General features: G+C 68.7%; 33 protein-coding genes and 1 pseudogene. 14 read left to right on the top strand and 20 right to left on the bottom strand.

Annotated features, from left to right (window positions below; genetic code table 11):
• Positions 1-113 precede the first annotated feature (113 nt).
• Positions 114-236 (top strand): NUDIX hydrolase, encoded by a 123-nt coding sequence (locus I8N67_RS36390; protein ID WP_372443884.1) that lies wholly within the window; start codon positions 114-116, stop codon positions 234-236.
• A gap of 39 nt (positions 237-275) precedes the next feature.
• On the opposite strand, the gene I8N67_RS36385 is transcribed toward I8N67_RS36390, so the two are convergent.
• Positions 276-461: a hypothetical protein gene (locus I8N67_RS36385; protein ID WP_200308560.1), complete on the bottom strand. Its 186-nt coding sequence runs from the start codon at positions 459-461 to the stop codon at positions 276-278.
• 163 nt (positions 462-624) lie between these two features.
• On the opposite strand from I8N67_RS36385, the gene I8N67_RS36380 reads away from it, so the two are divergent.
• The gene (locus I8N67_RS36380) at positions 625-1,449 is read left to right on the top strand and encodes an SCO4651 family lipoprotein (RefSeq protein ID WP_200308559.1); all 825 of its coding nucleotides are present in this window, start codon (positions 625-627) and stop codon (positions 1,447-1,449) included.
• A gap of 106 nt (positions 1,450-1,555) precedes the next feature.
• Positions 1,556-1,723 (top strand): hypothetical protein, encoded by a 168-nt coding sequence (locus I8N67_RS36375; RefSeq protein ID WP_200308565.1) that lies wholly within the window; start codon positions 1,556-1,558, stop codon positions 1,721-1,723.
• A 162-nt stretch (positions 1,724-1,885) separates the two neighbouring features.
• On the opposite strand, the gene I8N67_RS36370 is transcribed toward I8N67_RS36375, so the two are convergent.
• Positions 1,886-2,251 (bottom strand): metal-sensitive transcriptional regulator, encoded by a 366-nt coding sequence (locus I8N67_RS36370; protein ID WP_200308558.1) that lies wholly within the window; start codon positions 2,249-2,251, stop codon positions 1,886-1,888.
• A 189-nt stretch (positions 2,252-2,440) separates the two neighbouring features.
• Between I8N67_RS36370 and I8N67_RS36365 the strand changes: the two genes are divergently transcribed.
• Complete coding sequence (locus I8N67_RS36365; protein ID WP_200308557.1) at positions 2,441-3,061, top strand: DUF47 domain-containing protein; 621 nt, start codon at positions 2,441-2,443, stop codon at positions 3,059-3,061.
• Between the two features lie 8 nt (positions 3,062-3,069).
• Complete coding sequence (locus I8N67_RS36360) at positions 3,070-4,068, top strand: inorganic phosphate transporter (protein WP_200308556.1); 999 nt, start codon at positions 3,070-3,072, stop codon at positions 4,066-4,068.
• Here the strand turns inward: I8N67_RS36360 and I8N67_RS44765 are convergent.
• The 7 genes from I8N67_RS44765 to pstS form a co-directional block, all read right to left on the bottom strand.
• Positions 4,001-4,303: a hypothetical protein gene (locus I8N67_RS44765; RefSeq protein ID WP_372443885.1), complete on the bottom strand. Its 303-nt coding sequence runs from the start codon at positions 4,301-4,303 to the stop codon at positions 4,001-4,003. The genes I8N67_RS36360 and I8N67_RS44765 overlap by 68 nt on opposite strands.
• Before the next feature lie 120 nt (positions 4,304-4,423).
• The gene (locus I8N67_RS36350) at positions 4,424-4,927 is read right to left on the bottom strand and encodes a nitroreductase family deazaflavin-dependent oxidoreductase (protein WP_200308555.1); all 504 of its coding nucleotides are present in this window, start codon (positions 4,925-4,927) and stop codon (positions 4,424-4,426) included.
• Positions 4,928-4,936: 9 nt separating this feature from the next.
• Positions 4,937-5,110 carry a hypothetical protein gene (locus I8N67_RS36345; protein WP_200308554.1) on the bottom strand — a complete coding sequence of 58 codons (174 nt, stop codon included), beginning with the start codon at positions 5,108-5,110 and terminating at the stop codon, positions 4,937-4,939.
• Positions 5,111-5,337: 227 nt separating this feature from the next.
• Entirely contained in the window at positions 5,338-6,114 is a 777-nt protein-coding gene (gene pstB, locus I8N67_RS36340; protein ID WP_200308553.1) for a phosphate ABC transporter ATP-binding protein PstB, read from the bottom strand.
• A gap of 69 nt (positions 6,115-6,183) precedes the next feature.
• Positions 6,184-7,248, bottom strand: coding sequence for a phosphate ABC transporter permease PstA (gene pstA, locus I8N67_RS36335; RefSeq protein WP_200308552.1), 1,065 nt, complete (start codon positions 7,246-7,248; stop codon positions 6,184-6,186).
• Positions 7,245-8,240, bottom strand: a complete 996-nt coding sequence (gene pstC, locus I8N67_RS36330) for a phosphate ABC transporter permease subunit PstC (protein WP_200308564.1) — start codon at positions 8,238-8,240, stop codon at positions 7,245-7,247. Before pstC ends, pstA begins: the two co-directional genes overlap by 4 nt.
• Before the next feature lie 138 nt (positions 8,241-8,378).
• Positions 8,379-9,506: a phosphate ABC transporter substrate-binding protein PstS gene (gene pstS / locus I8N67_RS36325; RefSeq protein ID WP_200308551.1), complete on the bottom strand. Its 1,128-nt coding sequence runs from the start codon at positions 9,504-9,506 to the stop codon at positions 8,379-8,381.
• A 502-nt stretch (positions 9,507-10,008) separates the two neighbouring features.
• Between pstS and I8N67_RS36320 the strand changes: the two genes are divergently transcribed.
• Complete coding sequence (locus tag I8N67_RS36320; protein ID WP_200308550.1) at positions 10,009-11,583, top strand: FAD-binding oxidoreductase; 1,575 nt, start codon at positions 10,009-10,011, stop codon at positions 11,581-11,583.
• Positions 11,584-11,726: 143 nt separating this feature from the next.
• On the opposite strand, the gene I8N67_RS36315 is transcribed toward I8N67_RS36320, so the two are convergent.
• The 3 genes from I8N67_RS36315 to I8N67_RS36305 form a co-directional block, all read right to left on the bottom strand.
• On the bottom strand, positions 11,727-12,461 hold the full coding sequence (locus I8N67_RS36315) for a phosphatase PAP2 family protein (RefSeq protein ID WP_200308549.1): 735 nt from the start codon (positions 12,459-12,461) through the stop codon (positions 11,727-11,729).
• 245 nt (positions 12,462-12,706) lie between these two features.
• Positions 12,707-13,771, bottom strand: a complete 1,065-nt coding sequence (locus tag I8N67_RS36310; RefSeq protein ID WP_200308548.1) for a C40 family peptidase — start codon at positions 13,769-13,771, stop codon at positions 12,707-12,709.
• A gap of 9 nt (positions 13,772-13,780) precedes the next feature.
• On the bottom strand, positions 13,781-14,203 hold the full coding sequence (locus I8N67_RS36305) for an ATP-binding protein (RefSeq protein ID WP_200308547.1): 423 nt from the start codon (positions 14,201-14,203) through the stop codon (positions 13,781-13,783).
• Between the two features lie 150 nt (positions 14,204-14,353).
• Between I8N67_RS36305 and I8N67_RS36300 the strand changes: the two genes are divergently transcribed.
• From I8N67_RS36300 to I8N67_RS36285, 4 genes are read left to right on the top strand one after another with little or no spacing between them, the layout of a single operon-like run.
• Positions 14,354-15,202, top strand: a complete 849-nt coding sequence (locus I8N67_RS36300) for a helix-turn-helix domain-containing protein (RefSeq protein WP_200308546.1) — start codon at positions 14,354-14,356, stop codon at positions 15,200-15,202.
• A 10-nt stretch (positions 15,203-15,212) separates the two neighbouring features.
• Complete coding sequence (locus tag I8N67_RS36295; RefSeq protein ID WP_200308545.1) at positions 15,213-15,401, top strand: DUF397 domain-containing protein; 189 nt, start codon at positions 15,213-15,215, stop codon at positions 15,399-15,401.
• Positions 15,394-15,672, top strand: coding sequence for a DUF397 domain-containing protein (locus tag I8N67_RS36290; RefSeq protein ID WP_200308544.1), 279 nt, complete (start codon positions 15,394-15,396; stop codon positions 15,670-15,672). The genes I8N67_RS36295 and I8N67_RS36290 overlap by 8 nt, the downstream gene beginning before the upstream one ends.
• Entirely contained in the window at positions 15,665-16,021 is a 357-nt protein-coding gene (locus tag I8N67_RS36285) for an AQJ64_40280 family protein (RefSeq protein WP_200308543.1), read from the top strand. The genes I8N67_RS36290 and I8N67_RS36285 overlap by 8 nt, the downstream gene beginning before the upstream one ends.
• Here I8N67_RS36285 and I8N67_RS36280 read toward each other — a convergent pair.
• From I8N67_RS36280 to I8N67_RS36270, 3 genes are all read right to left on the bottom strand, one after another.
• Entirely contained in the window at positions 16,018-16,848 is an 831-nt protein-coding gene (locus tag I8N67_RS36280; RefSeq protein ID WP_307835471.1) for a S1 RNA-binding domain-containing protein, read from the bottom strand. The genes I8N67_RS36285 and I8N67_RS36280 overlap by 4 nt on opposite strands.
• The gene (locus tag I8N67_RS36275; protein ID WP_200308542.1) at positions 16,841-17,500 is read right to left on the bottom strand and encodes an SRPBCC family protein; all 660 of its coding nucleotides are present in this window, start codon (positions 17,498-17,500) and stop codon (positions 16,841-16,843) included. The genes I8N67_RS36280 and I8N67_RS36275 overlap by 8 nt, the downstream gene beginning before the upstream one ends.
• An 88-nt stretch (positions 17,501-17,588) precedes the next feature.
• Positions 17,589-17,969, bottom strand: coding sequence for an ArsR/SmtB family transcription factor (locus I8N67_RS36270; RefSeq protein ID WP_200308541.1), 381 nt, complete (start codon positions 17,967-17,969; stop codon positions 17,589-17,591).
• A gap of 141 nt (positions 17,970-18,110) precedes the next feature.
• Here I8N67_RS36270 and I8N67_RS36265 point away from each other — a divergent pair, with 141 nt between their 5' ends.
• Positions 18,111-19,904: an immunity 49 family protein gene (locus I8N67_RS36265; RefSeq protein ID WP_307835470.1), complete on the top strand. Its 1,794-nt coding sequence runs from the start codon at positions 18,111-18,113 to the stop codon at positions 19,902-19,904.
• A 49-nt stretch (positions 19,905-19,953) separates the two neighbouring features.
• Here I8N67_RS36265 and I8N67_RS45005 read toward each other — a convergent pair whose 3' ends face one another.
• The gene (locus I8N67_RS45005) at positions 19,954-20,148 is read right to left on the bottom strand and encodes an Imm49 family immunity protein (RefSeq protein ID WP_200308540.1); all 195 of its coding nucleotides are present in this window, start codon (positions 20,146-20,148) and stop codon (positions 19,954-19,956) included.
• Between I8N67_RS45005 and I8N67_RS36255 the strand changes: the two genes are divergently transcribed.
• A complete protein-coding gene (locus I8N67_RS36255; protein WP_200308539.1) occupies positions 20,096-20,452 on the top strand; it encodes an AQJ64_40280 family protein in 357 nt (118 codons plus the stop codon). The genes I8N67_RS45005 and I8N67_RS36255 overlap by 53 nt on opposite strands.
• Here I8N67_RS36255 and I8N67_RS44405 read toward each other — a convergent pair.
• Positions 20,355-20,618 (bottom strand): hypothetical protein, encoded by a 264-nt coding sequence (locus I8N67_RS44405; protein WP_307835469.1) that lies wholly within the window; start codon positions 20,616-20,618, stop codon positions 20,355-20,357. The genes I8N67_RS36255 and I8N67_RS44405 overlap by 98 nt on opposite strands.
• A 220-nt stretch (positions 20,619-20,838) precedes the next feature.
• On the opposite strand from I8N67_RS44405, the gene I8N67_RS36245 reads away from it, so the two are divergent.
• Together I8N67_RS36245 and I8N67_RS36240 are read left to right on the top strand one after the other, a co-directional pair.
• Positions 20,839-21,138 (top strand): hypothetical protein, encoded by a 300-nt coding sequence (locus tag I8N67_RS36245; protein ID WP_200308538.1) that lies wholly within the window; start codon positions 20,839-20,841, stop codon positions 21,136-21,138.
• Positions 21,135-21,605 carry a hypothetical protein gene (locus tag I8N67_RS36240; RefSeq protein ID WP_200308537.1) on the top strand — a complete coding sequence of 157 codons (471 nt, stop codon included), beginning with the start codon at positions 21,135-21,137 and terminating at the stop codon, positions 21,603-21,605. Before I8N67_RS36245 ends, I8N67_RS36240 begins: the two co-directional genes overlap by 4 nt.
• Before the next feature lie 127 nt (positions 21,606-21,732).
• Here I8N67_RS36240 and I8N67_RS36235 read toward each other — a convergent pair whose 3' ends face one another.
• From I8N67_RS36235 to I8N67_RS36225, 3 genes and pseudogenes are all read right to left on the bottom strand, one after another.
• Positions 21,733-22,533: an immunity 49 family protein gene (locus I8N67_RS36235; protein WP_234046851.1), complete on the bottom strand. Its 801-nt coding sequence runs from the start codon at positions 22,531-22,533 to the stop codon at positions 21,733-21,735.
• A 193-nt stretch (positions 22,534-22,726) separates the two neighbouring features.
• Positions 22,727-23,590, bottom strand: a complete 864-nt coding sequence (locus tag I8N67_RS36230) for an immunity 49 family protein (RefSeq protein ID WP_200308536.1) — start codon at positions 23,588-23,590, stop codon at positions 22,727-22,729.
• Positions 23,587-25,234, bottom strand: a pseudogene (locus I8N67_RS36225) (hypothetical protein); the annotation flags it as partial. The pseudogene I8N67_RS36225 and the gene I8N67_RS36230, both read right to left, overlap by 4 nt.

Raw genomic sequence — 25,234 nt, 5'->3', positions numbered from 1 at the left:
TTCGGATAAGTGGTTGACCTTCCCTCCGGTGGCGTCACACGACCCACTACTTCGTCAACGGCCGTGCCAAACGGGTGTGTTACTGGGCGGCCGAGGCGACCGACGGTCACTTCGTGCCCAACCACGAGGTGGACCGCATCCGTTGGCTGGACCCGGCCGGCGCCCGCGCGCGGCTCACCCAGCCGCGCGACCGGGAGCTGATCGACGAGTTCCTGGCCACCCTCCGCCACGCCTGACACCCCGACCGGACGCGCCCTCACGCCCCGGACGCACCCTCACGCCCCGGCAGCCCCGGTGATCCCGCCGGCCGTGTGCCCCTCCGCGTCCGCCCGGGCCAGGCTCCGGGCTCTTCGGGCCGGGCCGCGCCAGCCGCAGGCGCAGCGGGCCACGCAGAAGCGGCCTTGTTCGACGGTGGTCGTGAGGTGCTGCTGCCCGGGTGCAGGATCGTCCTGGTGCGCCACACCCGTCACGTTACCCAAGGCAAGTACCGCACCCATGATCGGCTCCCGTACGCGCGTTCACACCCGCACGCCCCCGGACAACCCCGCGTGACGACCTCCCCCACCCGTCGTTAAGGGGACGACAGGAGGACCCGGTTCGGACCGGCCAGGGGGTTGGCAGGCGATGGTGACGCGGCGGCACAGCAGAACGGGCGCGGCACTCGCCGCGGCGGGACTCATGGTCGGCACCACCGGCTGCGGGGGCGTCACCCCCGGCGACGACTCCCTCCCCTCCGATCCCGTCGAACTGCTCCACCGCGCCGCCCCCACCCTCATCCGCGCGGGCAGCTCCAAGGCCCGTACGGAGATGGAGATGGCCACCGGCGGCACCCGCGTGACCATCCACGGCGAGGGCGTCTACGACTACGGCAGACAGCTCGGCCGGCTCAAGGTGCTGCTGCCGCACGACCCCGGCGGTCTCAACGAGCACCGCCCGATCACCGAACTCCTCGCCCCCGGCGCCCTGTTCATGAAGAACCGCGGCGCGGGCGTGCCCTCCGACAAGTGGGTCCGCGTCGACACCGGCACCCTCTCCGACGGCAATCTGGTCACCGGCGGCGCCACCGACCCGTTCGCCGCCGCCGAGGTGCTGCGCGGGACGCGTACGGCGACGTATGTCGGTGAGACCGAGGTCGGCGGGACCACCGTCCGCCACTACCGCGGCACCGCCGACCTCACCGCCGCCTCCCGCGCCGCCTCCGAGGGCAACCGGGCACCCCTGCTCGCCGCGGCCAAGGGCTTCGCCACCGCCAGGGTCCCCTTCGACGTCTACCTCGACGACCAGGGCCGCATCCGCAAGGTCCGCCACCGCTTCAGCTTCGTCAACGGCCACCAGCGGGGCACGGTCGCCGTCGCCTCGACGACCCTGCTGTACGACTTCGGCGTCCCCGTCGCCGTACGGCTGCCGAGGTCCGAGGACATCTACGCCGGGAAGATCGCCGAAGAGTAGGGGAGCAGTGGAGCAGGGGAGAGGAAATGGTCCGTTGGTGCCATGCGCCGGCTGTGGACCGCTGCCTACCCTAGGAGTCGGTGACGGCGGGGAAGAGGTGATGCACGTGGCTCCGGCAGGCGGTACGGCGGTTCAGGACCATGTGGCCCTCGCCGAGATCGAGCTCTGCGGCGACCTCATCATCGCCGCCTCGACCACCGACGGCGACCGTCTCAGCCCCGCCCGCATCGACGAGGTCCTCCGCGTCCGCGAGGAACGCTCCCACGAGGGCTGACCGCCCCGCGGCACCCGCCCCCGCCGGTGGACGTACCGGTCGCCGGTCGCCGGACGCCGTACCCCTCACACCACTCGTACCCATCGCCGCACCGGCCGTCGCGGCACCCGGCCATCACCCCCCAGTGTCCGAAAACCGCCCCGACTCACTCCTCCCCAGCCATCAGGTCCGCAGCAGCCGGCCGATCGCCTTCGTCGCTTCCTCGACCTTCGCGTCGACCTCGGCCCCGCCCTTGACGGCCGCGTCGGCGACGCAGTGCCGCAGGTGTTCCTCCAGGAGTTGCAGCGCGAAGGACTGCAGGGCCTTGGTGGAGGCGGAGACCTGGGTGAGTATGTCGATGCAGTAGACGTCCTCGTCGACCATCCGCTGGAGCCCGCGGATCTGGCCCTCGATGCGCCGCAGACGCTTGAGATGCTCGTCCTTCTGCTGGTGGTACCCGTGGATTCCACGGTCATGGTCCGTCACGACGTCCGGCTTCACACCGTCTGTGGCGGAGAGCGCTTCCGCGTCGGCCCCTGTGGTCGTCATCGCGTCCCTCCAGACATATACCCCTACCGGGTATATCGTATCGAACTTTGGCGGGTATACGCCCTGCGAGCGGCCCCCCTGCCGAGCCATCTGCCTGATGGGCGACACTGGGGGACGGCCCATTAGCCGTGGCCGGATGATGCGCCTAGCATCAGCCTGACCGAAACCAATGCATACCGAGGACCCCACGTGCGCTTTCGTCTGACCCCCAGGGAGACGAGCTTCTATGACATGTTCGCCGCATCCGCGGACAACATCGTCACGGGCTCGAAACTCCTCATGGAACTGCTCGGGGCGGACACCGCCGGCCGGGCCGAGATCGCAGAGCGTATGCGGGCCGCGGAACACGCCGGTGACGACGCCACTCACGCGATCTTCCATCAGCTGAACTCCTCGTTCATCACGCCCTTCGACCGCGAGGACATCTACGCCCTCGCGTCCTCCCTCGACGACATCATGGACTTCATGGAGGAGGCCGTCGACCTCGTCGTCCTCTACAACGTCGAGGAGTTGCCGAAGGGCGTCGAGCAGCAGATCGAGGTCCTCGCCCGCGCGGCCGAACTGACGGCTGAGGCGATGCCCAGCCTCCGCACGATGAACAACCTCACCGAGTACTGGATCGAGGTGAACCGGCTGGAGAACCAGGCGGACCAGATCCACCGCAAGCTGCTCGCCATGCTCTTCAACGGCAAGTACGAGGCCATCGAGGTGCTGAAGCTCAAGCAGATCGTGGACGTGCTGGAGGAGGCCGCGGACGCGTTCGAGCACGTGGCGAACACGGTGGAGACCATCGCCGTCAAGGAGTCCTGACCTCTTCTATGGACACCTTGGCTCTGGTCGTGACCATCGCGGTCGCGCTCTTCTTCACGTACACGAACGGCTTCCACGACTCGGCGAACGCGATCGCGACCTCCGTCTCGACCCGCGCGCTGACGCCACGTGCCGCGCTGGCGATGGCGGCGGTGATGAACCTCGTCGGCGCCTTCCTCGGCAGCGGCGTCGCCAAGACGGTCAGCGAGGGCCTGATCTCCACGCCGGAGGGCTCCAAGGGGATGGGCATCCTCTTCGCGGCGCTGGTCGGCGCGATCACATGGAACCTCGTCACCTGGTACTTCGGCCTCCCGTCCTCCTCCTCCCACGCCCTGTTCGGCGGCATGGTGGGCGCGGCGCTCGCGGGCGGTACGACGGTCTACTGGTCCGGCGTCCTCGAAAAGGTCGTCATCCCGATGTTCGTGTCACCGGTGGTCGGCCTGGTCGTCGGCTATCTGGTGATGACAGCGATCATGTGGATCTTCCGCCGCGCCAACCCGCACAAGGCCAAGCGCGGTTTCCGTATCGCGCAGACCGTGTCGGCGGCCGGCATGGCCCTCGGTCACGGCCTCCAGGACGCCCAGAAGACGATGGGCATCGTCGTCATGGCCCTGGTCATCGCGGACGTCGAGGACTACGGCGACCCCATCCCGGTCTGGGTGAAGATCGTCTGCGCGGTGATGCTGTCCCTCGGCACCTACGCGGGCGGCTGGCGCATCATGCGCACCCTGGGCCGGAAGATCATCGAGCTCGACCCCCCGCAGGGCTTCGCCGCCGAGACCACCGGCGCGTCGATCATGTTCATCACGGCCTTCATCTTCAAGGCCCCCATCTCCACGACCCACATCATCACCTCGGCGATCATGGGCGTCGGCGCCACCAAGCGCGTGAACGCCGTCCGCTGGGGCGTCGCCAAGAACATCATCCTCGGCTGGTTCATCACGATGCCGGCAGCGGCCCTGGTCGCCGCGACCAGCTTCTGGATCGTGAACCTGGCGGTCCTGTAGCCCATCCGGTGACCTCCCGGCGGAGGCTCGACGACCCGTCGTCGAGACCCTGGGCCCGGGGCGATTTTTCCGGTGCCGCCGCCTGCCGGGGTACGCGTGTCGTGTCGCCGCGTGCCGCGGGCAGTAGCCCAGTGGCCGCGCGCTCCACCGTGTCCGCGTCCGCCGTCAGCTCGCCGACGACCAGGACCCGCAGCAGCGTGGTCTTCCCCGTGCCGTTCTCGCCCACGACGCCCATCACGGACCCGGGCGGCCCTCCAGCGAGGCGCCGCTCAGCCAGGCGATCCGGAAGAACCGCAGGTGCTGGTCGACGGTGAGCTGTGGCGGGCTTCCGCCCCCGCCAACGAGCCGGCTCCGCTCAGGTCATGACCGGCCCCGCGGCCGGGTGCAGCCGGAAGACCCGCAACGGTCGGCCCGCCCAGCCCGCGTAGTCGTCGTACACCGGCAGGACGGCCAGGATGCGCCGGCGTTCGGCTGCCGCCTCGGCGGCGGACAGCAGCCGGGCGGTGACCGGCTGCCGGCGTCCCCGCCAGGTCACGACGGCGTCAGGCCTGTGCAGCAGGTTGGTGCTCCAGGACGGGTGCCGGGGCAGGCCGAAGTTCGAGGCGACGACCAGCCAGTCGCCGTTGCGGTACCGGTACGCGCACACCGTGGTGGCACGCGGGAGTCCGCTGCGGTGTCCGGTGGTGGTGAGCACGACGGTCGGCAGGAACAGCCGGCTGGGCATCCATCTGCCCCCGGTGAGGCGGTGGACCACGCGGTCACAGGCGGGCAGCAGACGCGGGGCGAGCCGCCGGAACAACCGGGTGCGGCCCGCGCGGGCGATGAGCGGGTGGATGGGCCGGGCGTCACGGTTCCGCATGGCCGCCCCTCAGGCCTCGGGCCGGTGGGCGAAGCCCCGCTCGGCCGGCGCGGTGCCGGTCAGCGGCGCTGCCACGCTCCCACCGACCCCGACCCCGACCCCGGACCCGACCCCGACCCCGACCCCGACCCCGGACCCGACCACGGACCCGACCCCGGACCCGACCACGATCACGTTCGTCATGTCCCGCCGCTCCCCTGTCCAGGCCGCACGTGCCAGGGACAACGCGACGCGGCGGCGGGAGTCACCGGCGCGAAGAAGCACAAGAAGCACGAGAAGCCAGGACGTGGCGCGAGGCAGCACACCGTGGCACGGCGAAACGAAAGGCCCGCCCCCCGGGAGCCGGGGGGCGGGCCCTTGTTGACCTCACGGTGGCACCGCCATGCAGCACCGCAAGGAGTCGCGGGGGCTCAGCCGAAGCGGCCGGAGATGTAGTCCTCCGTGGCCTGGACGGACGGGTTGGAGAAGATCCGCGCCGTGTCGTCTATCTCGATGAGCTTGCCGGGCTGCCCGACGGCGGCCAGGTTGAAGAACGCCGTACGGTCGGAGACGCGCGCCGCCTGCTGCATGTTGTGCGTCACGATGACGATCGTGAAGCGCTCCTTCAGCTCACCGATGAGGTCCTCGATGGCGAGCGTCGAGATCGGGTCGAGCGCGGAGCACGGCTCGTCCATCAGCAGGACCTTCGGCTCGACCGCGATCGCGCGGGCGATGCACAGCCGCTGCTGCTGGCCGCCGGAGAGACCGGAGCCCGGCTTGTTCAGGCGGTCCTTGACCTCGTTCCAGAGGTTGGCGCCCTTGAGGGACTTCTCCACGACGTCGTCCAGCTCGGACTTCTTCTTGGTGCCGACCAGCTTCAGGCCCGCCGCCACGTTGTCGTAGATCGACATCGTGGGGAACGGGTTCGGGCGCTGGAAGACCATGCCGACCTCGCGCCGCACGGACACCGGGTCGACACCGGGGCCGTACAGGTCCTCGTCGTCGAGCATGACCTTGCCCTCGACGCGGCCGCCCGATGTCACCTCGTGCATCCGGTTCAGGGTGCGCAGGAACGTGGACTTGCCGCAGCCGGAGGGCCCGATGAAGGCCGTCACGGTACGGGGCTCGACGGTCATCGAGATGTCCTCGATGGCCCGGAAGGAGCTGTAGTAGGCGTTGAGGCCGCTGACGTCGATTCGCTTGGCCATGGAGATCACTGCTTCTTTCGCGAGGAATTCGCGCGGAATTCGGGGGAATCTGGTCGCTGTGTGGCCGCGTCAGCGACCGGACTTCGGGGCCTTCCAGTGGGCGATGCCGCGGGCCGCCAGGTTCAGGATCATGATGAAGGCGATGAGCGTCAGTGAGGCCGCCCAGGCACGGTCGTACGCCGCTCCGGAGCCGCCGCTCTGCTGGAACTGCAGATAGATGTACATCGGCAGCGACGCCTGAGGGTCGGCGAAGGGGTTCGCGTTGATGTAGTTCGAACCCCACACCAGCAGCAGGACCGGGGCGGTCTCACCGGCGATACGGGCGACCGCGAGCATCACACCTGTCGTGATACCCCCGATCGCGGTCGGCAGCACCACCTTCAGGATGGTGCGCCACTTCGGCACACCCAGCGCCAGCGACGCCTCGCGCAGCTCGTTCGGGACGAGCTTGAGCATCTCCTCGGTGGAGCGGACCACGACCGGCAGCATCAGGATGGTCAGGGCCATGGCGCCGGCGAAGCCGGAGGGGCCCATCCCGAGGACCAGGATCCAGGTGCTGAGGACGAACAGGCCCGCGACGATCGACGGGATGCCCGTCATGACGTCGACGAAGAAGGTGACGGCCTTGGCGAGGTTGCCGCGGCCGTACTCGACCAGATAGATCGCGGTCAGCACACCGACCGGCACGGAGATCGCGGCGGCGAGGCCGACCTGCTCCAGGGTGCCGAGGATGGCGTGGTAGATACCGCCGCCCGGCTCGGAGGTGGCGACCACGCCCATCGAGTGGCTGAGGAAGTAGCCGTCGAGGACCTTCACACCGCGCTTGACCGTCTCGTAGACGAGAGAGGCCAGCGGGATGACGGCGAAGAGGAACGCGACCCAGACGAGGCTGGTGGCCACCCGGTCCTTGGCCTGCCGCTTGCCCTCGACCCGCGCGGCGATACCGAACGTGCCGACGATGAAGAGGAGCCCGGCGATCAGGGCCCACTGGATGGAGCTGTCGAGGCCGGCCACCGTGCTGATGCCGAGGCCGAGGGCGACCGAGCCGGCGGCGACCGCCCAGCCGAACCACTTCGGCAGGGAAGCGGCGCGCAGCGTGCTCGGGCGCTTTTGGGAGAGGGTTGCGTTGCTCATGCGTTGGCCCCCGAGAACTCCTTGCGGCGGGCGATGATCAGGCGCGCCGCGCCGTTGACCAGCAGGGTGATGACGAACAGGACCAGACCGGAGGCGATGAGGGCGTCCCGGCCGATCTCGGTGGCCTCACTGAACTTGCTGGCGATGTTCTGGGCGAAGGTACCGCCGCCCGGGTCGAGCAGACTGAGGTTGATCTCGAAGCTGGACGACAGGACCATCGCCACGGCCATCGTCTCGCCGAGCGCGCGGCCGAGGCCGAGCATCGAGGCGGAGATGACACCGGAGCGCCCGAACGGCAGGACGGCCATCCGGATGACTTCCCAGCGGGTGGCGCCGAGGGCCAGCGCGGCCTCCTCGTGCATCTGCGGGACCTGGCGGAAGACCTCGCGGCTCACGTTGGTGATGATCGGCAGGATCATGATCGCGAGCAGGATGCCGACGGTGAGCATCGAACGGGGGGCGCCGCCCTGCCATTCGAAGATGCCGGTCCAGCCGAGGTAGTCGTTCAGCCAGCCGTAGAGCCCGTCGAGCTGCGGTACGAGGACCAGGGCGCCCCAGAGGCCGTAGACGATGGACGGTACGGCGGCGAGCAGGTCGACCACGTACGCGATGGTGCCGCCCAGCTTGCGCGGGGCGTAGTGCGTGATGAAGAGGGCGATACCGACCGCGACCGGGACCGCGATGGCCATCGCGATGACCGACGAGACGATGGTGCCGAAGGCCAGGACCGCGATGCCGAAGACCGGCGGGTTCCCGGTGGGGTTCCACTCGAAGGTGGTGAAGAAGTTGCCCTCGTCCTCACCGATCGCGAGCACGGCCCGGTAGCTGAGGAACACGGCGATGGCCGCCATGAGCACCAGCAGGAAGATGCCGGACCCGCGGGACAGGCCGAGGAAGACCCGGTCGCCGATGCGCGTGGCGCCGCGGGCGGCGCGCTGCGGCTCGGCGTCGGAAGACGGTGGGGTGGGGGGAACTTTTGTAGATATGTCCATCAGGTTCTCCGGTCTGCGGAGCCGTCGTCGTGCGGGCGGCGGCTCGGGGCGGAGCCACCCGAGGGTGGTGGGAGGCTCCTGGCGGCGGTGCACCGGACGATGCGGCCCGGCCCCGATGGGGGCCAGGCCGCACTCAGATCAGCTCAGTTCCGAGATGGTCGTACGGACCTTGGCGATGATCTCCTCGGGCATCGGGGCGTACCCGGCCTCGGAGAGCAGCGCCTGGCCGTCCTCGGACGCGATGTAGGTGAGGAAGGACTTGGTGGCGGTCAGGGTGTCCGCCTTGTTGCCCTTGTCGCAGACGATCTCGTACGTGACCAGGGTGATCGGGTAGGCGCCCTCGGCGGTCGGCGTGTAGTTCAGCTTCAGCGCGAGGTCCTTGCCGGTGCCCACGACCTGGGCCTCGGAGATGGCCTTGGTGGCGTTCTCGACGGTCGCCTCGACCGGGGCGGCGGCACCGGTCTTGACGTCGACCGTGCTGATGCCGTCCTTGGCGTAGGAGAGCTCCATGTAGGAGATCGCGCCCTCGGTCTCCTTCACGCCCTGCGCGACACCGGAGGAGCCCTGCGCGGACTGGCCGCCCTTGGCCTCCCACGCCTTGCCGCCCTCGTACTTCCAGCTGTCGGGGGCCGCGGCGATCAGGTACTTGGTGAAGTTGTCCGTGGTGCCGGACTCGTCCGAGCGGTGGAAGGCCTGGATCTTGAGGTCGGGCAGCTTCGCGTCGGGGTTCAGCGCCGCGATGGCCTTGTCGTTCCAGTTCGTGATCTTGCTGTCGAAGATCAGCGCGAGGGTCTTGGCGTCCAGGATCAGGTTGTCGACACCCGGCACGTTGTAACCGACGGCGATCGGACCGCCGACCATCGGCAGGTCGATGCCCTGACCGCCGGAGCAGATCTCCTTGGAGGCCGTGACCTCTTCGGGCTTCAGCGCCGAGTCGGAGCCCGCGAAGGCGACCTGGCCCTGGGTGAACGCGGTGATGCCCGCGCCCGAGCCGCTGCCCTTGTAGTTGATCACGACGTCCCTGCAGGTGCTCTGGTACTGCTTCACCCAGGCGTCGATCGCGTTCTTCTGCGCGGAGGAGCCGTCGGCCAGCAGCTGACCCTTGGCGTCGCCGCAGTCGATGTTGCTGTTGGCGGTCGCCGTGCTGTCGCCGTTGCTCGTGGTGCCGGTGTCGTCGGACCCGCACGCCGTGAGGGTCAGGGCGCCGGTGACGGCGACAGCACCGAGAGAAAGGGCGCGCAGCCGGTTCTTGCGCTGAAGCTTCACTTTCGGGAGTTCCTTCCAGGAGCCGCCGTCGAGGTGGCGGCGTGCGAAGTCGTCGTACCAGTCTTCGGACCTGCCTGGCGGATGCCTCTGGTCCCTCGGACTGCTGTCGTCACGGGCTGCGCGGCCGCGTTTCGGCCCACACCCCGCACCGGGTAAGGCCGAAATTAGGCAGATCAGGTGAAGCCGCCAAAGGGCATAAGTGAACGGCGAGTGAACCCCTGCCGACAGTGCGGTGAGGTCACGGAATGCTCACGGGGAGAACACGTGAGCATTCCAAAGCCCCGACCCACCACCGACCACCTCACCCGGCTCAACCTACCCAGGCGTGTCCCGGGGCCGGGGGTGGTGCCGGGGACGGTTCGTCCGTTCGGCGGTACGGCGCCCCCAGCACCGGGGGCGCCCCGAGGGGCGCGCGGAACGGGGAACCCCCACCCGACGGGAACCCCCGCCGCACCATCCCCGTCTCGTTCCACGACAACCCGCGGCGCACCGGGAGGCGCACATGGAACGGCGTACGTTCATCGGCGGCGGCACAGCCGCACTGGCCACCCTGGCGGCCTCCGCCTGCACGAACAGCACAACGGGCGGCGCCGACACCACCACCCGCGCCACGGACTCCGCCCTCCGCACAGCCACCGGCACGGGCACGGGCACGGGCACCGCGAGCAGGACCGCCGCCGCCAACTGGTCCGCCCTGGCCCGCGACCTCGACGGCCCCCTCGTCCGCCCCGGCGACAAGGCCTGGTCGACGGCGCGCCAGCTCTACAACACCCGCTTCGACGGCCTCAAGCCGACCGCCGTCGCCTACGTCGCCCACCCCGACGACATCCGTACGACGCTCGCCTACGCGAAGTCCCACGACCTCAAGGTCTCGATCCGCAACGGCGGCCACTCCTACGCCGGCTGGTCCTCCGGCAACGGCCGCCTCGTCATCGACGTCTCGAAGCTGAACAAGATCCGCGCCTCCGGGAACGAGGCGGTCGTGGGCGCCGGCGCCAAGCTCATCGACGTCTACCGCGCGCTGGCCGCGAAGGGCGTGACCATCCCCGCCGGCTCCTGCCCCACCGTCGGCGTCTCCGGCCTCACCCTCGGCGGCGGCCACGGTGTGGCGTCCCGCGCGTACGGCCTGACCTGCGACAGCCTCACCCAGGCCACCCTGCTCACCGCGGACGGCAAGCAGCTGATCGCGAACGCCACGACCAACAAGGACCTCTTCTGGGCCCTACGAGGCGCCGGCAACGGCAACTTCGGCGTGGTCACCGAGCTCCGCTTCAAGACCCACGCGGCCCCGCAGGGCGTCACCGCCTACCTCACCTGGCCGTGGTCCAAGGCCGCCGCCGTACTGAAGGCCTGGCAGGAGTGGGGCCCGACGCAGCCCGACGAGATCTGGTCGTCCTGCCACATCCAGAGCGGAAGCACCCCGTCCGTCTCCGTCGCCGCCTTCTCCCTGGGCACGTACGGCGAACTGGAGAACGCCCTCGACCGCCTCGCCGACCGCGTGGGCACCCCCGCCAGCGGCGTCTCCCTCAGGCGCCGCTCGTACGAGGACGCCATGGAGGGCTACGCGGGCTGCTCCTCGTACTCGACGGACGACCGGTGCCACCTGCCCGGCTCGACGCCGGGCCGCTCACCCAAGGGCGCGCTGGGGCGCGAGACGTACGCGGCCCGCTCGGACTTCTTCGACCGCTCGATCTCCTCGGCGGGCATACAGACCCTCCTGACCCAGATCACGGGCGTACGGGGCGGCGCCGGCAGCATCCAGCTCACGGCCCTCGGCGGCCAGGTGAACCGCGTCTCCCCCACGGCCACGGCCTTCGTCCACCGCCGCTCCCGGATGCTCGCCCAGTACCTCGTCTCCTGGAAGCCCGGCACCTCCGGCACGACCGCCCGGTCCTGGCTCGACAAGGCCCACAAGTCCATGTCCCGCCACGCCTCCGGCGCCGCCTACCAGAACTACACCGACCCCACCCTCACCGACTGGAAAAAGGCGTACTACGGCGACGCCACAACCCGCCTGACAACCCTGAAGAAGAAGTACGACCCGAAGCGATTCTTCACCTTCCCGCAGGCCCTGTGAGAAAGGGCCGCAGTCGCGCCCCTTAAGGGGCGCGGGGAACGGCGCGACAAGCCCCCACCGGACGGTCAGCCGAAAATCGGGGGGGTAGAAGGGGCGCAGCCCTTGGGGGGTGGGACGGGTAGGAGCAGCGGGGGCGAACCCCCTCAGGCAGCCAGATCCCGCTCTCCCGCCCCCTCCGAAGCCGCCGCGGACTCAACCCGAGCCCCCGGAATCACCGCACGCCCCCCATCGCGCCCCCGAGCCCGCACAACCCACCCCACCCGAGGCGACCGCTCAACCGCCTTCATCAGCGGCGTAAGAAGAGCCATGGCCAACGGCGAAAGCAACAACGCGACAGCCGTCCCCAACGCGAACCCACCGATCACATCGGTCGGATAGTGCACACCCATGTAAACCCGGATGAACCCCCCGAGCAGCCCGACCACCAGCCCGGCCACCCCGAACTTCCGGTTGGCCACGAACAGCCCGACCGCCATGGCCATGACCAGCGTCGCGTGATCACTCACGAACGAGTAGTCGGTCTTGCCGGAGACCAGCACCTCCAGCCCCTCATGATCGAGAAAGGGCCGGGGCCGCTCGACGAACCCACGTATCGGCACGTTGATCAGTACGGCGACGCCTGCGGCCAGCGGCGCCCACACCAGCGCGGCCACGGACGAGGCCGCGTCCTCCCCGCCCCGCTTCCGCACGCCCCACCAGCACCCCAGGATCAGCAGCACCATGACGAAGAGGAGCCCGTACTCGCCCACGAACTCCATGACCCGGTCGAACCAGGCCGGCGCGTCCTTGGCGAGGCCGTTGATGTCATAGAGCAGCTCGACGTCGGGATTCGATCCGGATTCAGCGGCAATTGCGGCATGCGCGGCGAGTCCAGCCATCGTGCTGCGGCCCTTTCGTCATCGTTCCCGCGACCGCACCGTACGTGCGCCGCGCTTTGCCACCCCCGTGGTGTACGTAGTGCTTCCGCATTCGCGTCGACGTGCTACGTCAAATAGGAACGCACACTCTCCTTCAATGCGTTCCACCCTCCACTGAATGATCACTCAGACGTTATCGAAGAGAGACACGTCTCCGCAGCTCAGGGCCGGGGTTTACGGAAAATCACACCCCCGTCGGACACCTGTCAGACGGTCGTGGGCAACGCTTTCGCGCCATCTTCGGTGACCCGGGTGGCACCGAAGTAGTCGGGTGTATCAATCGGATCAAACCGGATGACTGCCCCGGTCCGCGGCGCGTCGATCATGTATCCGCCCCCCACATAAATACCGACGTGCCGAATGGCACGGGAGTTGGTGAGGTCGTCAGAGAAGAAGACGAGATCCCCTGGCAGCAGTTCGTCCCGCGACGGATGCGGCCCGGCGTTGTACTGATCGTTCGCGACCCGCGGCAGCGTGATCCCCACACTCTCGTACGCCGCCTTCGTCAGCCCCGAGCAGTCGAAGCGTCCACCCTGCTCAGGGGTGCCGTTGCCGCCCCAGAGATAGAGCGTCCCGAGCTTCTTCTGCGCGTACGAGATGGCCCCGGCCGCCTGCTCGCTCGGATCGACCCGGGTCGTAGGCGCGGCGAAACTCTCCGACAGCGTGGTGATCGTCTTGACGTAGTTCTGGGTCTCCTTGTACGGCGGGACGCCCCCGTACTTGATGACGGCGTACGCCCCCGCGTTGTAGGAAGCGAGCATGTTCGCCGTCGGATCGCCGGGTACGTCCTCGACGTACGACGCGAGCTCGCAGTCGTACGACGCGGCCGATGGAATCGCGTCATTCGGGTCCCAGACGTCACGGTCACCGTCACCGTCACCGTCGAGCCCGTGCGTCGCCCAGGTCCCCGGAATGAACTGCGCGATCCCCTGCGCGGCGGCGGGGCTCTGCGCCTTCGGGTTGAACCCGCTCTCCTGGTACAGCTGTGCGGCCAGCAGCGCCGGATTGATGGCGCCGCACAGATTGCCCCATTTCTGTACGAGCGTCTGATACGCGGCGGGTACGGCACCCTTGGCCAGCCCGACAGACTTCCCGCCGACCCCGTTGGCGAGGTTCCCAGCCACCATGTACACGCCCACGACCAGCAGCATCACGAAGCTGAGCCCGGCGCCGAGCGCGGCGATCGCCACGATCCATGCCTTACGCACCGTCAACCGCCCCTCACCGCGCGCCAGTCCGCCGACGGCAAGTGTAAAGGCGAGGGGTCCCATTAGGAATGATCACCCGACGGCTCCGCAGTCGACCCACAGCAGCTTTCCGCCCAGATAGACCCCCGACTCGACCATCGCGGAAACCCCCCACCCCTCGGAACACCCCCGCACCAGCCGCAGCCCCCGCCCGCGCTCGGCGTCGTCCTCGACGGGCAGCTCCTTCTCGATCCCAGCGGGCAACCGCCGGTCCCGGTCCCACACCCCGACCTTCAACCGCCCGTCGACGAGGAACACCCGCAGGGCGTACTCCTGAGAGGTGTGCAGATGCGCGTTGGTGAGCAGTTCGGTGGCCAACAGCTGGGCGGTGGGGATGAGTTCGGAGAGCCCGTGGGCGGCGAGTACGGCACGGATGGTGGCACGACCGACGCCGGGGGACCGGGGATCACGGGGAAGGCGAAGGGTGTAGTTCCAGGACGGGGATACGGTGGCCATGGAAGTCTCCGATTACTGAGGGGAGTTGAATGGATACGGCTCCTGAGCACTAAGATAGCGGCGTTGAGTAAACATGTTCACCAGACTCCAAGGATTCCATTTACTTCCACCCGTGTGGGTGACCAGCCACAGCAAGGAGGCGGCAAACCCGTGAGGATCAACCCGACGGGCAGACAACTCCGCTTCGGCTCAGCTCTGCGCAAACTCCGTGAGCACGCGGGCCTGAGCGCCACGGAAGCCGGTCAACTCCTGGGCATCAGGCAGACGCAGGTCAGCAACATGGAGGCTGGACGAGTTGGGGTCGGCCCCGAGCGGTTGCGCACGATCGCCTCCCACTACGACTGCGCGGACAAGACCCTCGTCGAGGCCCTCGCATCCATGTTCTCGGACCGAAAGCGGGGCTGGTGGGAGGAGTACCGCCGACTGCTCCCAAATCCGCTCCTCGACCTGGCCGAACTGGAGCACCACGCCCAGTCGTTGCGCGCCGCCACCACGGCCCGCGTCCCAGGCCTGCTCCAGACCCGGGAGTACGCACTCGAAATCTTCCGCCAAGCGGTCAACGAACTCCCGCCGCCCGACATCGAGCATCGGCTCTCGTTCCGCATCAAGCGGCAGGCGATCCTCTACCGCGAAGGGAACCCGACCCCGTACGAAGCGGTCATCCACGAGGCAGCGCTCCGCATGAAGGTCGGCGGGCCCACGATCGCCCGACAGCAGTTGCAGCATCTGCTCGACATGAGCGAACGGGACCACATCACCCTGCGCGCCATCACCTTCGACGTCGGCGCCTACCCGGGGTCGGGGCAGTCGATCTACTACGCCCTCGGCCCCGTACAACAGCTGGACACCGTTCACCTCGACCAGTCCCACGGCCTCGTGTTCCTCGACGCCGAGGCCCAGTTGCTCAAGTACCGGACGCTCTTTGAACGGATCGAGGCCGTGGCCCTCGGCCCCGAGAAAACCCAGGATCTCATCCACAACGTGATGCGAGAGCTGTGAGGGAGCACCCATGAACCAGCACTGGCAGAAGTCGTCCTACTGCTCCGAAGGCGACTCATGCGTCCACATAACCAACGGCCCCACCACCATCCGCCTAACCGAATCCGCCGACCCCTCCCAAGCCGTACTCAACGCCACCCCCACCGCCTTCGGCGCCCTCATCGACGTACTCAAAGAGGAGAACTCACCCCGTGTCTGACATCCCCTCCGACCTCGACTGGATCCGCGCCGCCCCCGACGACGCGACCGGCCCCGGCCCCTGGATCGAACTGGCCTTCGGAGAAGGCAACGGCGCGGACGACCCCGAGGCCCCCGTCTACATCCGCGAGACGAGCGACCCGGACAACGTCGTCACGACGAACCGCCGCAAGTGGGACGCCTTCGTACTGGGCGTACAGGCAGGGGAGTTCGACCACTTCGTGGAGGGAGTGGAGGGCTTCGAGCCGACGGTGAGGCAGCCGGATGCCTGACGTGGAGTGGGTGGACGCACGGGAGCGGCTGCCGAGGAGCGGCATGCCGGTGGCGGCGGCGACGGCGGGCCGCTACCCGCCCGACGACAGCGCGGCGGAGCCCGACGGCGAGGACTTCTGGCTGGTGCTGCCGACGTACTTCACCGCGCGGCACATCGGTGAGGACGGGACGGAGTACCGCGACTGCTTCGTCGACTCCGACGAGGTCGTACGCCTGCCCCACGGCTGCGGCCGCCCCTGCGCCGAACCCGTCACCCACTGGGCGGAACTGCCCACCCTGCCGGGCATGACCGTACACACCGTGCTGGGCGAGGACGCGCGGACCGCGCTGCGGGACGCGCTCGGCTAGTCCGAGGACCAGGGGGCGCGCGGGGCGCGTACACGGGAGAGGGTCAGCTTTCTCCGCTCCCGGTCGACCTCCAGGACCACGACCGTGAGCTCGTCGCCGACCTCGACGCCCTCGACGGCCCCCTCGGGAGCCTTGACCAGCCCCTCGATCCCGTCGGCGACCTCGACGAAGACGCCGAACGGGACCACCTTGGTGACCCGCCCGCGCAGGCTCCGCCCAGCCTCGACCGCGTCGGCGAAACCCTGGAACGGATCCGGCTCCCTCGCCCGCAACGACAGCCGCGCTTCTCCGTTCCAGGTGTCGAACTGCAGGAACTCGCAGGTCACGCGCTGCCCGACCCGGGCGACGTCCGAGACCGCGTCGATGTGACGCCAGGAAAGCTCGGGCACGGTGATGAACCCGACGCCGGGAAAGACAGGATGCTCCGGCCCGTCGTCCAGCGCCACGAACACCCCGAAGCTCTCGATCGACGCGACGGTGCCGGACAGAACCTCGCCGAGCCGGAGCCCCTTCAGGAACGCCCAGAGTTCCGGCTGCTCGGTGGCGGCCAGAGACATACACACCTGCCCCGCGTCCGGATCGACGGCCGTCACCTCGACGGCCGTCACCTCGGCGGTGATCCGCCGGCCGACCTCCACGGCCGAGGCCGACCGCCGCCCCCACGGCATGTCCAGCGACCCGATCGAACCGAGCGGACGTGCCGGAAAGCCGTCCAGGACGACCACCGCACCACGCGAGCGCGTCACCTCCGCGACGACCCCGCCGCAGACGTCGCCGACACGTATCCCGGCCAGAAACGCCCGGACGGCGCCGTCCTGATCACGCACCCTCTTCGGACCCGGTTTCCTCTCCGGCCCCCGTGTACGCCGCGATCGTCCGGTCCGCGGCGGCCCGCGCGGCACCGGGCTCGTCCCCGTCCGCGACGGCGGCCTCGTACCACCCTTCCCCGCTGAGCGTCGCGAAGCGCCGCCCCTCCTCCGACCCCGCCCAGACCATGCCCGCCTGCGTATCGACGGCGGCACCGGTGGAGAGGTGGAGCGCGAGCCCGATGAGCCCCATGTCCCAGCCGATCCCGACCGCCCCGGGCCCGTACTCGGCCCAGCGCTCGTCGTCGACATGGGCGATGTGATCGAGCTCGAACCGCGCGCGCCCCTCGCCCTCGGCGCTGACCCGCAACTCGATCCAGCTCACCTCACCGCCGTACTCCCAGGTCGCGGTGAACCCCTTGGGCGGATCACAACGCTCGACGGTTCCGCCGGCGTTGCCCTCCAGCTGGAACCGCCCACCGAGCCGAAGCTCCCCGGAGACCGGCAGGAACCAGCGCGGAATGCGCTCCGGATTCGTACAGGCGTCCCAGACATCCTCGACCGTCGAGTCATACACCTGACTCACGGTCACCACCCGGGCCTCCCCGGCCTTGAACTCCCGCGTCCCGACCCGCCTCCGCACGGCACTGATCTGCTGGTCCACGTCGATCATGATGCTTCTCCTGTCGCTACGAATGCCGCGAGGCATGTCACTGGGAATGTCACTTGGAATGTCGCTGGGAAGGTGACTAGGGATGCCGCTAGGGGTTCCGCCCCTCCTCCGCCTCACGAAGCCGCGCTTCCTCCGCCTCGCGCAACCTCCGCTCCCGCTTCCCCCGGGCCAGCTCCGTGGCCAGCGCGTCGAGATGCGGGGTCCAGAATCGGCGGAAACGGTCCAGCCAGGCATCGATGTCCCGCAAGGGCTCCGAGTTCACCGCGTACAGCCGCCGGGCACCCTCCGGCCGTACCGTCGCGAAGCCGTTCTCGCGCAGCACCTTCAGATGCTGTGAGACCCCCGGCTGCGATATCCCGAACTCACCCCGGATGACCTCCGAGACCTCCCCGGCGGTCATCTCCCCATCGACAAGCAGCTCAAGAATCCGCCGCCGAACGGGATCACCGAGCACATCGAACGCGTGCATGGCACTCAACGTATCACCACTCACTTATATAAGCCACGACTGAATACCTCTCCGGGCGGCCACGACAGCACCAGGACCTAGGCTGACAGGAAGATCACGTACGCGCAGAGCGGCAGAGCGGCAGAGCAGGGGAGCGGGACAGTGCGCATCCAACGCCATCAGGTCGGCGAGGCGGCGATCTCGGCGATTCGCGAGGACTTCCACAACCGGATAGCCGGGGAGGTCCGGTCCATGTCGAAGGCCGGCGCGATGACGGCCCACGAGTGGTGGTGGATCTCGGAGCAACTCGTGGAGTACCTGGCCGCGCTCTCCGTCCAGACCCCCGACCTGCGCACCCCGGAGGCCAAGGCAGTCCTCGACGACGCCACCGAGGCCGCCGCCGGCGCGGTCGCGTACACCGCGTACCACCCGCACAACCGCTTCCGGGTGTTCCTCCCCTACGTGAACTTCGGCCAGGACCACGAGCCCGATCCGGACGCGGGGAACCCCGAACCGTCCCCCATCACCCCCCACCACTGGCTCGACGCCTTCTGCCTCGCCATCCTCTCCGACAAGGCACAGCGGCACGGCGAGGCCTTCCACTTCGCCCGCGAGGCGCCCCAGGAGGGCGACGCGGGACGCCCGTCGGTCGAACTGATCAACGGCTTCATGGCATACGTCATCGGCGACACCGGAGAGACTGGAGAGAGCCGAGACGACGACGCGAGCCACCCGCCCTCACGGGCCGACATCCTCGCCGCCCTCGACGCCGCGTTCACCCGTGTCCGGACCCTGGAACAGAGGACCGGCGGCGGCCAGGGCCTCCTCGACCACCCGCACACCACCGGCCTCCACGCCCTGCGCGCCCTGACCACCGGCGACCGGGCCGCGTTCCGCACACACGTGGCCGAACTGCTCCTGCCCTACAGCGTCCTCTCCGGCCCGGGCACCCGCCCCGGCACCCTGCTCCCGCTCCTCCCCCTCGCCCTGACGGCCCTCGCCCACCGCAAGGAGGGCTGGCAGCCGCCCATAGACACCGACTACCTCCCCTACGCCCTGGTCACCGGCTTCGAGACCCCCGGCCCACGGGTGAAGGAGTACGGCCGCGACCGACGCGCGGACGCGGTCGCCGAACTGGCCGCGGGGCCGGTGGTGGTGGAGCGTCCGGACAATCCGCAGCCGATGGACCCGCGCAGCGAGGCCGACTTCGAGGCGTACACGAGGGAGGACATGACGCCGATCACGGGAAAGCCCCTGTCCGCGGCACGGCTGGCACAGGGCATCACCTACCAGCGCATCCTCTTCGCCGCCCGCGCCACGCTCTCCGCCGACGCCACGGACCAGCAACTCGGGAACCTCCACCTCGCCGCCGAGATGGGCGCCGCCCTCTTCCGCACCACGCTCACCGAGCCCGGCACGGACGTCGAGGTGACGATCGAGGGGAAGCGGCTCACCTACCCGGCGTACCACGGGGACCAGGCCGGACCCGGCACCTGGCACCTCGCCACCAACCTGGCCCTGATCACCGGTGTCCGCGAGCACCTCGCCCCACTCGTCCTCGCCGGCCCCGCCCGCGTCCGGGGAGACGGCTCCGCCTACGGCTCGTACCGCGAGGCCCTGCTCGCCTACCTCCGGGGCGAAGACCCCGAGACCATCACGGACCGGGCCCTGCGGGACAGCGAGAAGGCCAAGAACTGGGGCTTCTTCCCACCCCCCGCCGTCCTCCTCTCCCAACTCGTCGAGGGAGACGAGGAAAGCTTCAACCTGGCCCTCCTGGACGCCCTCGAAGCCCACCGCGACCACCACCGGATCGCCGACCGCGCCGACACCTCCGACGCCGCCCTCGACCTGGACGTCCTGGCCCTGACCTGCCACGCCCACCGCCGAGGCTGGAAGACCCACATCACCTCCCCCTACCTCCCACCCCGCCTCCTCCAGGCAGCCAAGCCCTTCTGACGACCCACCCCCGACAGCACTCAGGCCTACCCGCCTCGCCGCGCCCGTCTCAGGTCGGGAACTCCCCCAACCAGCCGCGCTTGAGCAGATGTTCGGGCAGGTACTCCGACTCGACGTCGATGCAAATCCCGCCGCCGTGGGCGAGGCAGGCCATGGCGAGAGGTCCGAGAGCCAGGAACCCCTCGGTCCGGATGCCTGACGTGGAGTGGGTGGACGCACGGGAGCGGCTGCCGAGGAGCGGCATGCCGGTGGCGGCGGCGACGGCGGGCCGCTACCCGCCCGACGACAGCGCGGCGGAGCCCGACGGCGAGGACTTCTGGCTGGTGCTGCCGACGTACTTCACCGCGCGGCACATCGGTGAGGACGGGACCGAGTACCGCGACTGCTTCGTCGACTCCGACGAGGTCGTACGCCTGCCCCACGGCTGCGGCCGCCCCTGCGCCGAACCCGTCACCCACTGGGCGGAACTGCCCACCCTGCCGGGCATGACCGTACACACGGTGCTGGGTGAGGACGCGCGGACCGCGCTGCGGAACGTGCTCGGCTAATCCGAGGATCGAGGGGCGTGCGCGGAGCGCGCACACGGGAGAGGGCCGGCCTGCGCCGCACCCGGTCGACTTCCGTGACCACGACCGTGATCTCGTCGCCGACCTCGCCGACCTCGATGACCCCGACGACCCCGACGACCCCGACGACCCCGACCGGCGTCTCCACAGGCTCCGCCGTGAGTTCGCTGAGGTGGACGAGCGCTCGATCCCGTCGGCCACCTCGACGGAAACGCCGAACGGAACCACCTTGGCGACCCGCCCGCGCAGGCTCCGCCCCGCCTCGACCTCGTCGGCGAACCCCTGGAACGGATCCGACTCCCTCGCCCGCCCTCCCCCTTTGTCCTGAAGAGCGCGACCACGGTAACACTCGGTGTTACCGTGGTGGCATGGCGACCGTACGTTTCTCGATCAGCATGCCCGCCACTGTGCGCGACCGAATCAGAGAGCACGCCGCAGACGCCGGACTCGACGTCTCCACCTTCCTGACCATCGCCGCGCAGGCGCAGATGGACCAGCAGGACCGGGTCAGGAAGATCTTCGAGCTCTTCGAGAAGGCCCGCGTGGAAGCCGAGGAGCAAGCCGGTACCGGTATCTGGGCAGGTGACGACATCGAGCCGACAAAGGAGGAGCAGGCGGAAATCGATGCGATCCTCGGCCGTACGCCGCGCAACGAGGCCGCCGCGTGAACGTGGTCGTGTACGACACGGGGATGCTGATGGCGCTGGTCGGTCAGGACCGCCGGGCGCACGTCCTGCACAAGGGCTTCGTCGCGGCCGGAGGGCACAAACCGATCATCCCCGGTCCCGCCCTGTCACAGGCATGGCGGACAAGCCCGAAAACGGCCTACGCCTGGAAGCGTCTCCTTGCCGATGTCTTCGTGTATCCCGCCGCCAGGGCCCGATACCCGGATGACCTGCCGCCTCGCTGTCTCCCCTGCGCCGGCGGAGTGAACATCGAGGGCTGGAAGACACTCGGCGACATGATCGGCTCTGCTGCCCTGCCACCGAAGAAGCGCCCCGACCCGGTCGACGCCCTTGCCGTCCTCATCACGGCCGGCCACGGCGGAGGCAGTGTTCTCACCTCGGATCGCGACGACATCGAGGCATACGCCGCGACACTCCCCGGCAGCGATGTCTCCGCCGTAGCCATTTGACCTGCGGCCCCTGCCTGCCTGCCTGCCTGCCTGCCTGCCTGCCTGCCTGCCTGCCTGCCTGCCTGCCTGCCTGCCTGCCTGCCACAGCCATGCCACCTCGTCCCGCCAACGTCTCAGGAACGCCCCGTCACGTGTCGATCTCGCCCCGCCACGAGAACTTCAGCAGTGCTTTCGGCAGGTACTCGGACTCGACTTCGATGGGGAAGCCCTTGTCGTGAGCCAGGCAGGCGATGGCCAGCGGGCCGAAGGCGACGAGGCCGTCACTGTTGATGGCCCGGTCGTCGCCCGCGGTCCAGTACTCCTTGTGCCAGCGGAGCGCGTCGACCAGCGCCTCGTTGAACTTCTCGTGGTCCTCACGCAGGTAGCGGTAGAAGAGGATGATCGGCGGATACAGGATCGAGGACATGTAGTCCTGGTCCGCCCACCGCGCCGAGTCCGGACCTGTGCCGTCGACGGCGGCGACCAGATGGTCGCCCACGCCGTCCTGGCCCAGCCAGAAGCACTGCAGGGTCTCCACCCACGAGTAGACGTACTCGTCGAACGTCGCGCCCGACTCACGCAGCAATAAGATCGGCACCCGTGCCAGCTCGTTCAGCCGGTCGTTCTCACGGCAGATCAGCGCTAGGTAGAAGGCTTTGACCCAGCTACTGGCCTTCACGTTGGGCTGGGGCCCGGTCGTCGGAAGGTTCCACTCTTTCTCCTTGATCCGGCAGGTCAAGGTACGCCCATCGGGAACGGCGGCCAGGGCGAACCGCGCGTGGCCCAGTTGCATCGCGGTGACCCAGGCCTCCCAGGTCTCGAACTCCTCGGCGTCCGGGTCCATCTCGCATCGGGCCATCGCAAAGGTCAGCGTCGTGTCCAGTGCTCGCCGCCGGGCCATGTCCGACTGTTCGAGGCGCTCCAGCACCCGCGCCACGGACCCCGTCAACGCTTCAAGGCCCGCTGCCGTATCGACATGGGCAGCGAGACTCGGAGGGTTGTCATGGCGAAGAATGCGCGTGACCACTGGTTCTCTCCTCCATCAGTGACACAGACGAACCAGTCGTCGTCACGCGCCGGCTCATCCCCGAAACGCAGCCCTGGCCACTGACAGCGCTCAGGCCTGCCTCACGCCACCCGCGTCAGGTCGGGAACTCCCCCAACCAGCCGTGCTGAAGCAGATGCTTGGGAAGGTACTCGGACTCGACGTCGATGGGGAGTTCCCCGTCATAGGCGAGGCAGGCGATCGCGAGCGGGCCGAGGGCGACGGTGCCGTCGAGCTTGGCCTCCCGCTCCTCGTTTCGCGTCCAGTACGCCTTGTGGAGTTTCAGCGCATCGACCAAAGCGGGACTGAAGCCCGCTTCGTCCCTGCGCACGAAGGTGTAGAACAGGTTGATCGGCGGGTAGAGCACGCCGTCCAGTAGGTCACGCGGAGCGATTCGGGCGACGGCAGGGTCCGAAGCCTGGAACGTGGCGGTGAGCTTCTCCACCAGCCCGGGCCTTCGCAACCAGTATGTCTGCAGGGTGTCGATCCAGTGGTAGATGTACTCGTCGTACTGCCCCTCCGGGGAACGCAACCGCTCCAACGAGATCTCACACAGCTCCGTCATGCGCCGCTGGTCACGGCAGATGACAGCCAGCCAGAAGGCGGTGAGCCACGTCCCCGCATCGGCGGTCGGCAGCGGGCCGACGGCCGACAGGGTCCGCGTCTTCCGGTTGATTCGACACTCGACGGTTCCCTCGCTCACACCGGTCACGGCGAACAGCGCCGAGCCCAACTGCATCGCGTTGACCGCGGCTTCCCAGGTCTCCACCGCCGCGGCTCGGGCATCGATGACGCAGCGGGCGCGCAGCGCCATGACAGCGGTGCCGAACATCGAATCGATCACGGCCGTCGACTCTTCAAGACGGTCGATACCTTTGATCAAATGCTCGTTCACCCGCTCCGCGAACTGCTCGGCCTCGGGTCCTGCCGACAGCCCATGCCGGGCGATGTGTACAGTCACGGAAGCGTTCCCTTGCTGATGTCGAACCGACGATACTGGTAACCAGTGTACGTCCCTGCGTTTTTCTCACCCTTGACGACGGTGTATTCCAACTTTCCCTGTTCGAGCGCCTTTTCCATGGCGTCCACCAGCTCGAATTCACCGCGCCCCTTCATGGCCTCCATGATGTCGAAGAAGTACTCCCTGCTTCCTTGAGACACTTGCTTGCCGCCCGGAAGGCTGCGTCTGCCGAGTTCCGTACCTGGGCTGCTCTTTGCCTCGACGACGACTATGCGGCCGTCTTCGTGTTCCCATACCTGGTCGAACTGGTCGTTGCCGTTCTTCGGGCCCAGAAGCGGTTGATCCGCGAAGTCCGGGTAGCGCTCGGCAATGTAGTGGTGCCTGGCGGCGCTCTCACCGAACGCCTCGGCCGCATCGCCCATCATCGTGTGGGATTCCTTGTACGCGCCCTTGGCCTCTCCCCAAAGACCGGCCGATTCATGGGTCTGCTGGACCTCGTGGGCCCTGCCGGTCTCCGCCTTCCAATCCGCCGTGAGGTTGTCCCACTGAATGGCGAAGTGACGTGTCTGCGCAGCCTCCTCCAGAAGCCGGAGCCTGGCCTTGCTCGAGACAGTATCCGCACGCACGCTGATGTACTTCTCATCGAGAAAATGCGGCTTGGGCGGCGCGGGGACATCCTTGGCGCGAACCCAAAGCGAATTGTCCGACAGCCGGGTCAGCTGAGGCGGTGTGAAGTGACTCTCGTCGAAGAGTTCAAGGCTCTTGCGCGTACCGTCTTTCCTGTAGAAATGCTCGCGATATCCGGGCTCGTGGTTGGCCCGGTAGACCTGAATCTCCTCGATCTGCTCCAGCGTGAGCGATCCGCGAGGTCCGTAGGGATTGCCCCCCTCACGCATGAAGCTGGGCCGACTGCCACTCGCCGCACCGCCGGAAGCACCACTGTCCGTCCTCGCTGCGTCGTCAGCCCCGTTCTCGGTGACGTCGTCACCGAGACGCCCGGCATCGTCCAGACCACCCGCACCCGGCGTCTCGGAACGCTCCGGGAGCGCGTCGTCGCCTCCACGACCCAAGGCGTCCACGCCTCCACCAGCCGACCCGCCGCCGCGGCCCGTAGCCAGGCTTTCACTGGTGCGGCCGCCGGTGCCGGCACGGTCGTCCCCACCGCGACCGCCGACACCCGCGGTGCCGTCCGCATGTGCCCGCGCTCCCGCGCCTACAACCTGCCGCTCACCCGGCGCGCCAGCCGTCTCCTCCTGCCGCGCGGCAGCCTCGGCCCGCTGCTCCGCCGTAGCCTCGTGCCGGATGCTGTCCAGAGACTCCCGCACCGTCCCGTCGGCGTTGTGCACGACCAGCGTCGTGCTGTCGAGGTAGACGACCTCACCCTCGGGGGTCCGCATGCGGACGGAGTTCTCGGGGGTGAGCCCGGCCGGGAGGTCGTCGGCGATGTTCGGCGGGTCGGCGATCTGGTACGTGCCCTCGCCGAGCCTGATGTGCGTACCGTTCGTGATCCCCCGCAGGCCGGCCATGACATCGCTGATCTTGACGGCCGTTCCACCGATGCCCTTGGCGATGTACGTCATCGGGTCGACGATCCGCCCCGCCTTGCCCGCGAAGGAGAGGGCCTTCGCGATCGCACCGGCCTTG

Source organism: Streptomyces adelaidensis (assembly GCF_016598475.1).
GTDB lineage: Bacteria > Actinomycetota > Actinomycetes > Streptomycetales > Streptomycetaceae > Streptomyces > Streptomyces adelaidensis.
Note: the sequence above shows the minus strand (reverse complement) of the source record. Positions and strands in the feature narration are given on the sequence as shown.

Coding starts and splice junctions, on each gene's coding strand:
- I8N67_RS36380 (WP_200308559.1), top strand. CDS start 625: ATGGTGACGCGGCGGCACAGCAGAACGGGCGCGGCACTCGCCGCGGCG.
- I8N67_RS36285 (WP_200308543.1), top strand. CDS start 15,665: ATGCCTGACGTGGAGTGGGTGGACGCACGGGAGCGGCTGCCGAGGAGC.
- I8N67_RS44765 (WP_372443885.1), bottom strand. CDS start 4,303: ATGGGCGTCGTGGGCGAGAACGGCACGGGGAAGACCACGCTGCTGCGG.
- pstB (WP_200308553.1), bottom strand. CDS start 6,114: ATGGCCAAGCGAATCGACGTCAGCGGCCTCAACGCCTACTACAGCTCC.
- I8N67_RS36360 (WP_200308556.1), top strand. CDS start 3,070: ATGGACACCTTGGCTCTGGTCGTGACCATCGCGGTCGCGCTCTTCTTC.
- I8N67_RS36245 (WP_200308538.1), top strand. CDS start 20,839: ATGGCGACCGTACGTTTCTCGATCAGCATGCCCGCCACTGTGCGCGAC.
- I8N67_RS36315 (WP_200308549.1), bottom strand. CDS start 12,461: ATGGCTGGACTCGCCGCGCATGCCGCAATTGCCGCTGAATCCGGATCG.
- pstA (WP_200308552.1), bottom strand. CDS start 7,248: ATGAGCAACGCAACCCTCTCCCAAAAGCGCCCGAGCACGCTGCGCGCC.
- I8N67_RS36305 (WP_200308547.1), bottom strand. CDS start 14,203: ATGGCCACCGTATCCCCGTCCTGGAACTACACCCTTCGCCTTCCCCGT.
- I8N67_RS36320 (WP_200308550.1), top strand. CDS start 10,009: ATGGAACGGCGTACGTTCATCGGCGGCGGCACAGCCGCACTGGCCACC.
- I8N67_RS36345 (WP_200308554.1), bottom strand. CDS start 5,110: ATGACGAACGTGATCGTGGTCGGGTCCGGGGTCGGGTCCGTGGTCGGG.
- I8N67_RS36255 (WP_200308539.1), top strand. CDS start 20,096: ATGCCTGACGTGGAGTGGGTGGACGCACGGGAGCGGCTGCCGAGGAGC.
- pstC (WP_200308564.1), bottom strand. CDS start 8,240: ATGGACATATCTACAAAAGTTCCCCCCACCCCACCGTCTTCCGACGCC.
- I8N67_RS36275 (WP_200308542.1), bottom strand. CDS start 17,500: ATGATCGACGTGGACCAGCAGATCAGTGCCGTGCGGAGGCGGGTCGGG.
- I8N67_RS36350 (WP_200308555.1), bottom strand. CDS start 4,927: ATGCGGAACCGTGACGCCCGGCCCATCCACCCGCTCATCGCCCGCGCG.
- I8N67_RS36295 (WP_200308545.1), top strand. CDS start 15,213: ATGAACCAGCACTGGCAGAAGTCGTCCTACTGCTCCGAAGGCGACTCA.
- I8N67_RS36270 (WP_200308541.1), bottom strand. CDS start 17,969: ATGCACGCGTTCGATGTGCTCGGTGATCCCGTTCGGCGGCGGATTCTT.
- I8N67_RS36370 (WP_200308558.1), bottom strand. CDS start 2,251: ATGACGACCACAGGGGCCGACGCGGAAGCGCTCTCCGCCACAGACGGT.
- I8N67_RS36310 (WP_200308548.1), bottom strand. CDS start 13,771: ATGGGACCCCTCGCCTTTACACTTGCCGTCGGCGGACTGGCGCGCGGT.
- I8N67_RS45005 (WP_200308540.1), bottom strand. CDS start 20,148: ATGCCGCTCCTCGGCAGCCGCTCCCGTGCGTCCACCCACTCCACGTCA.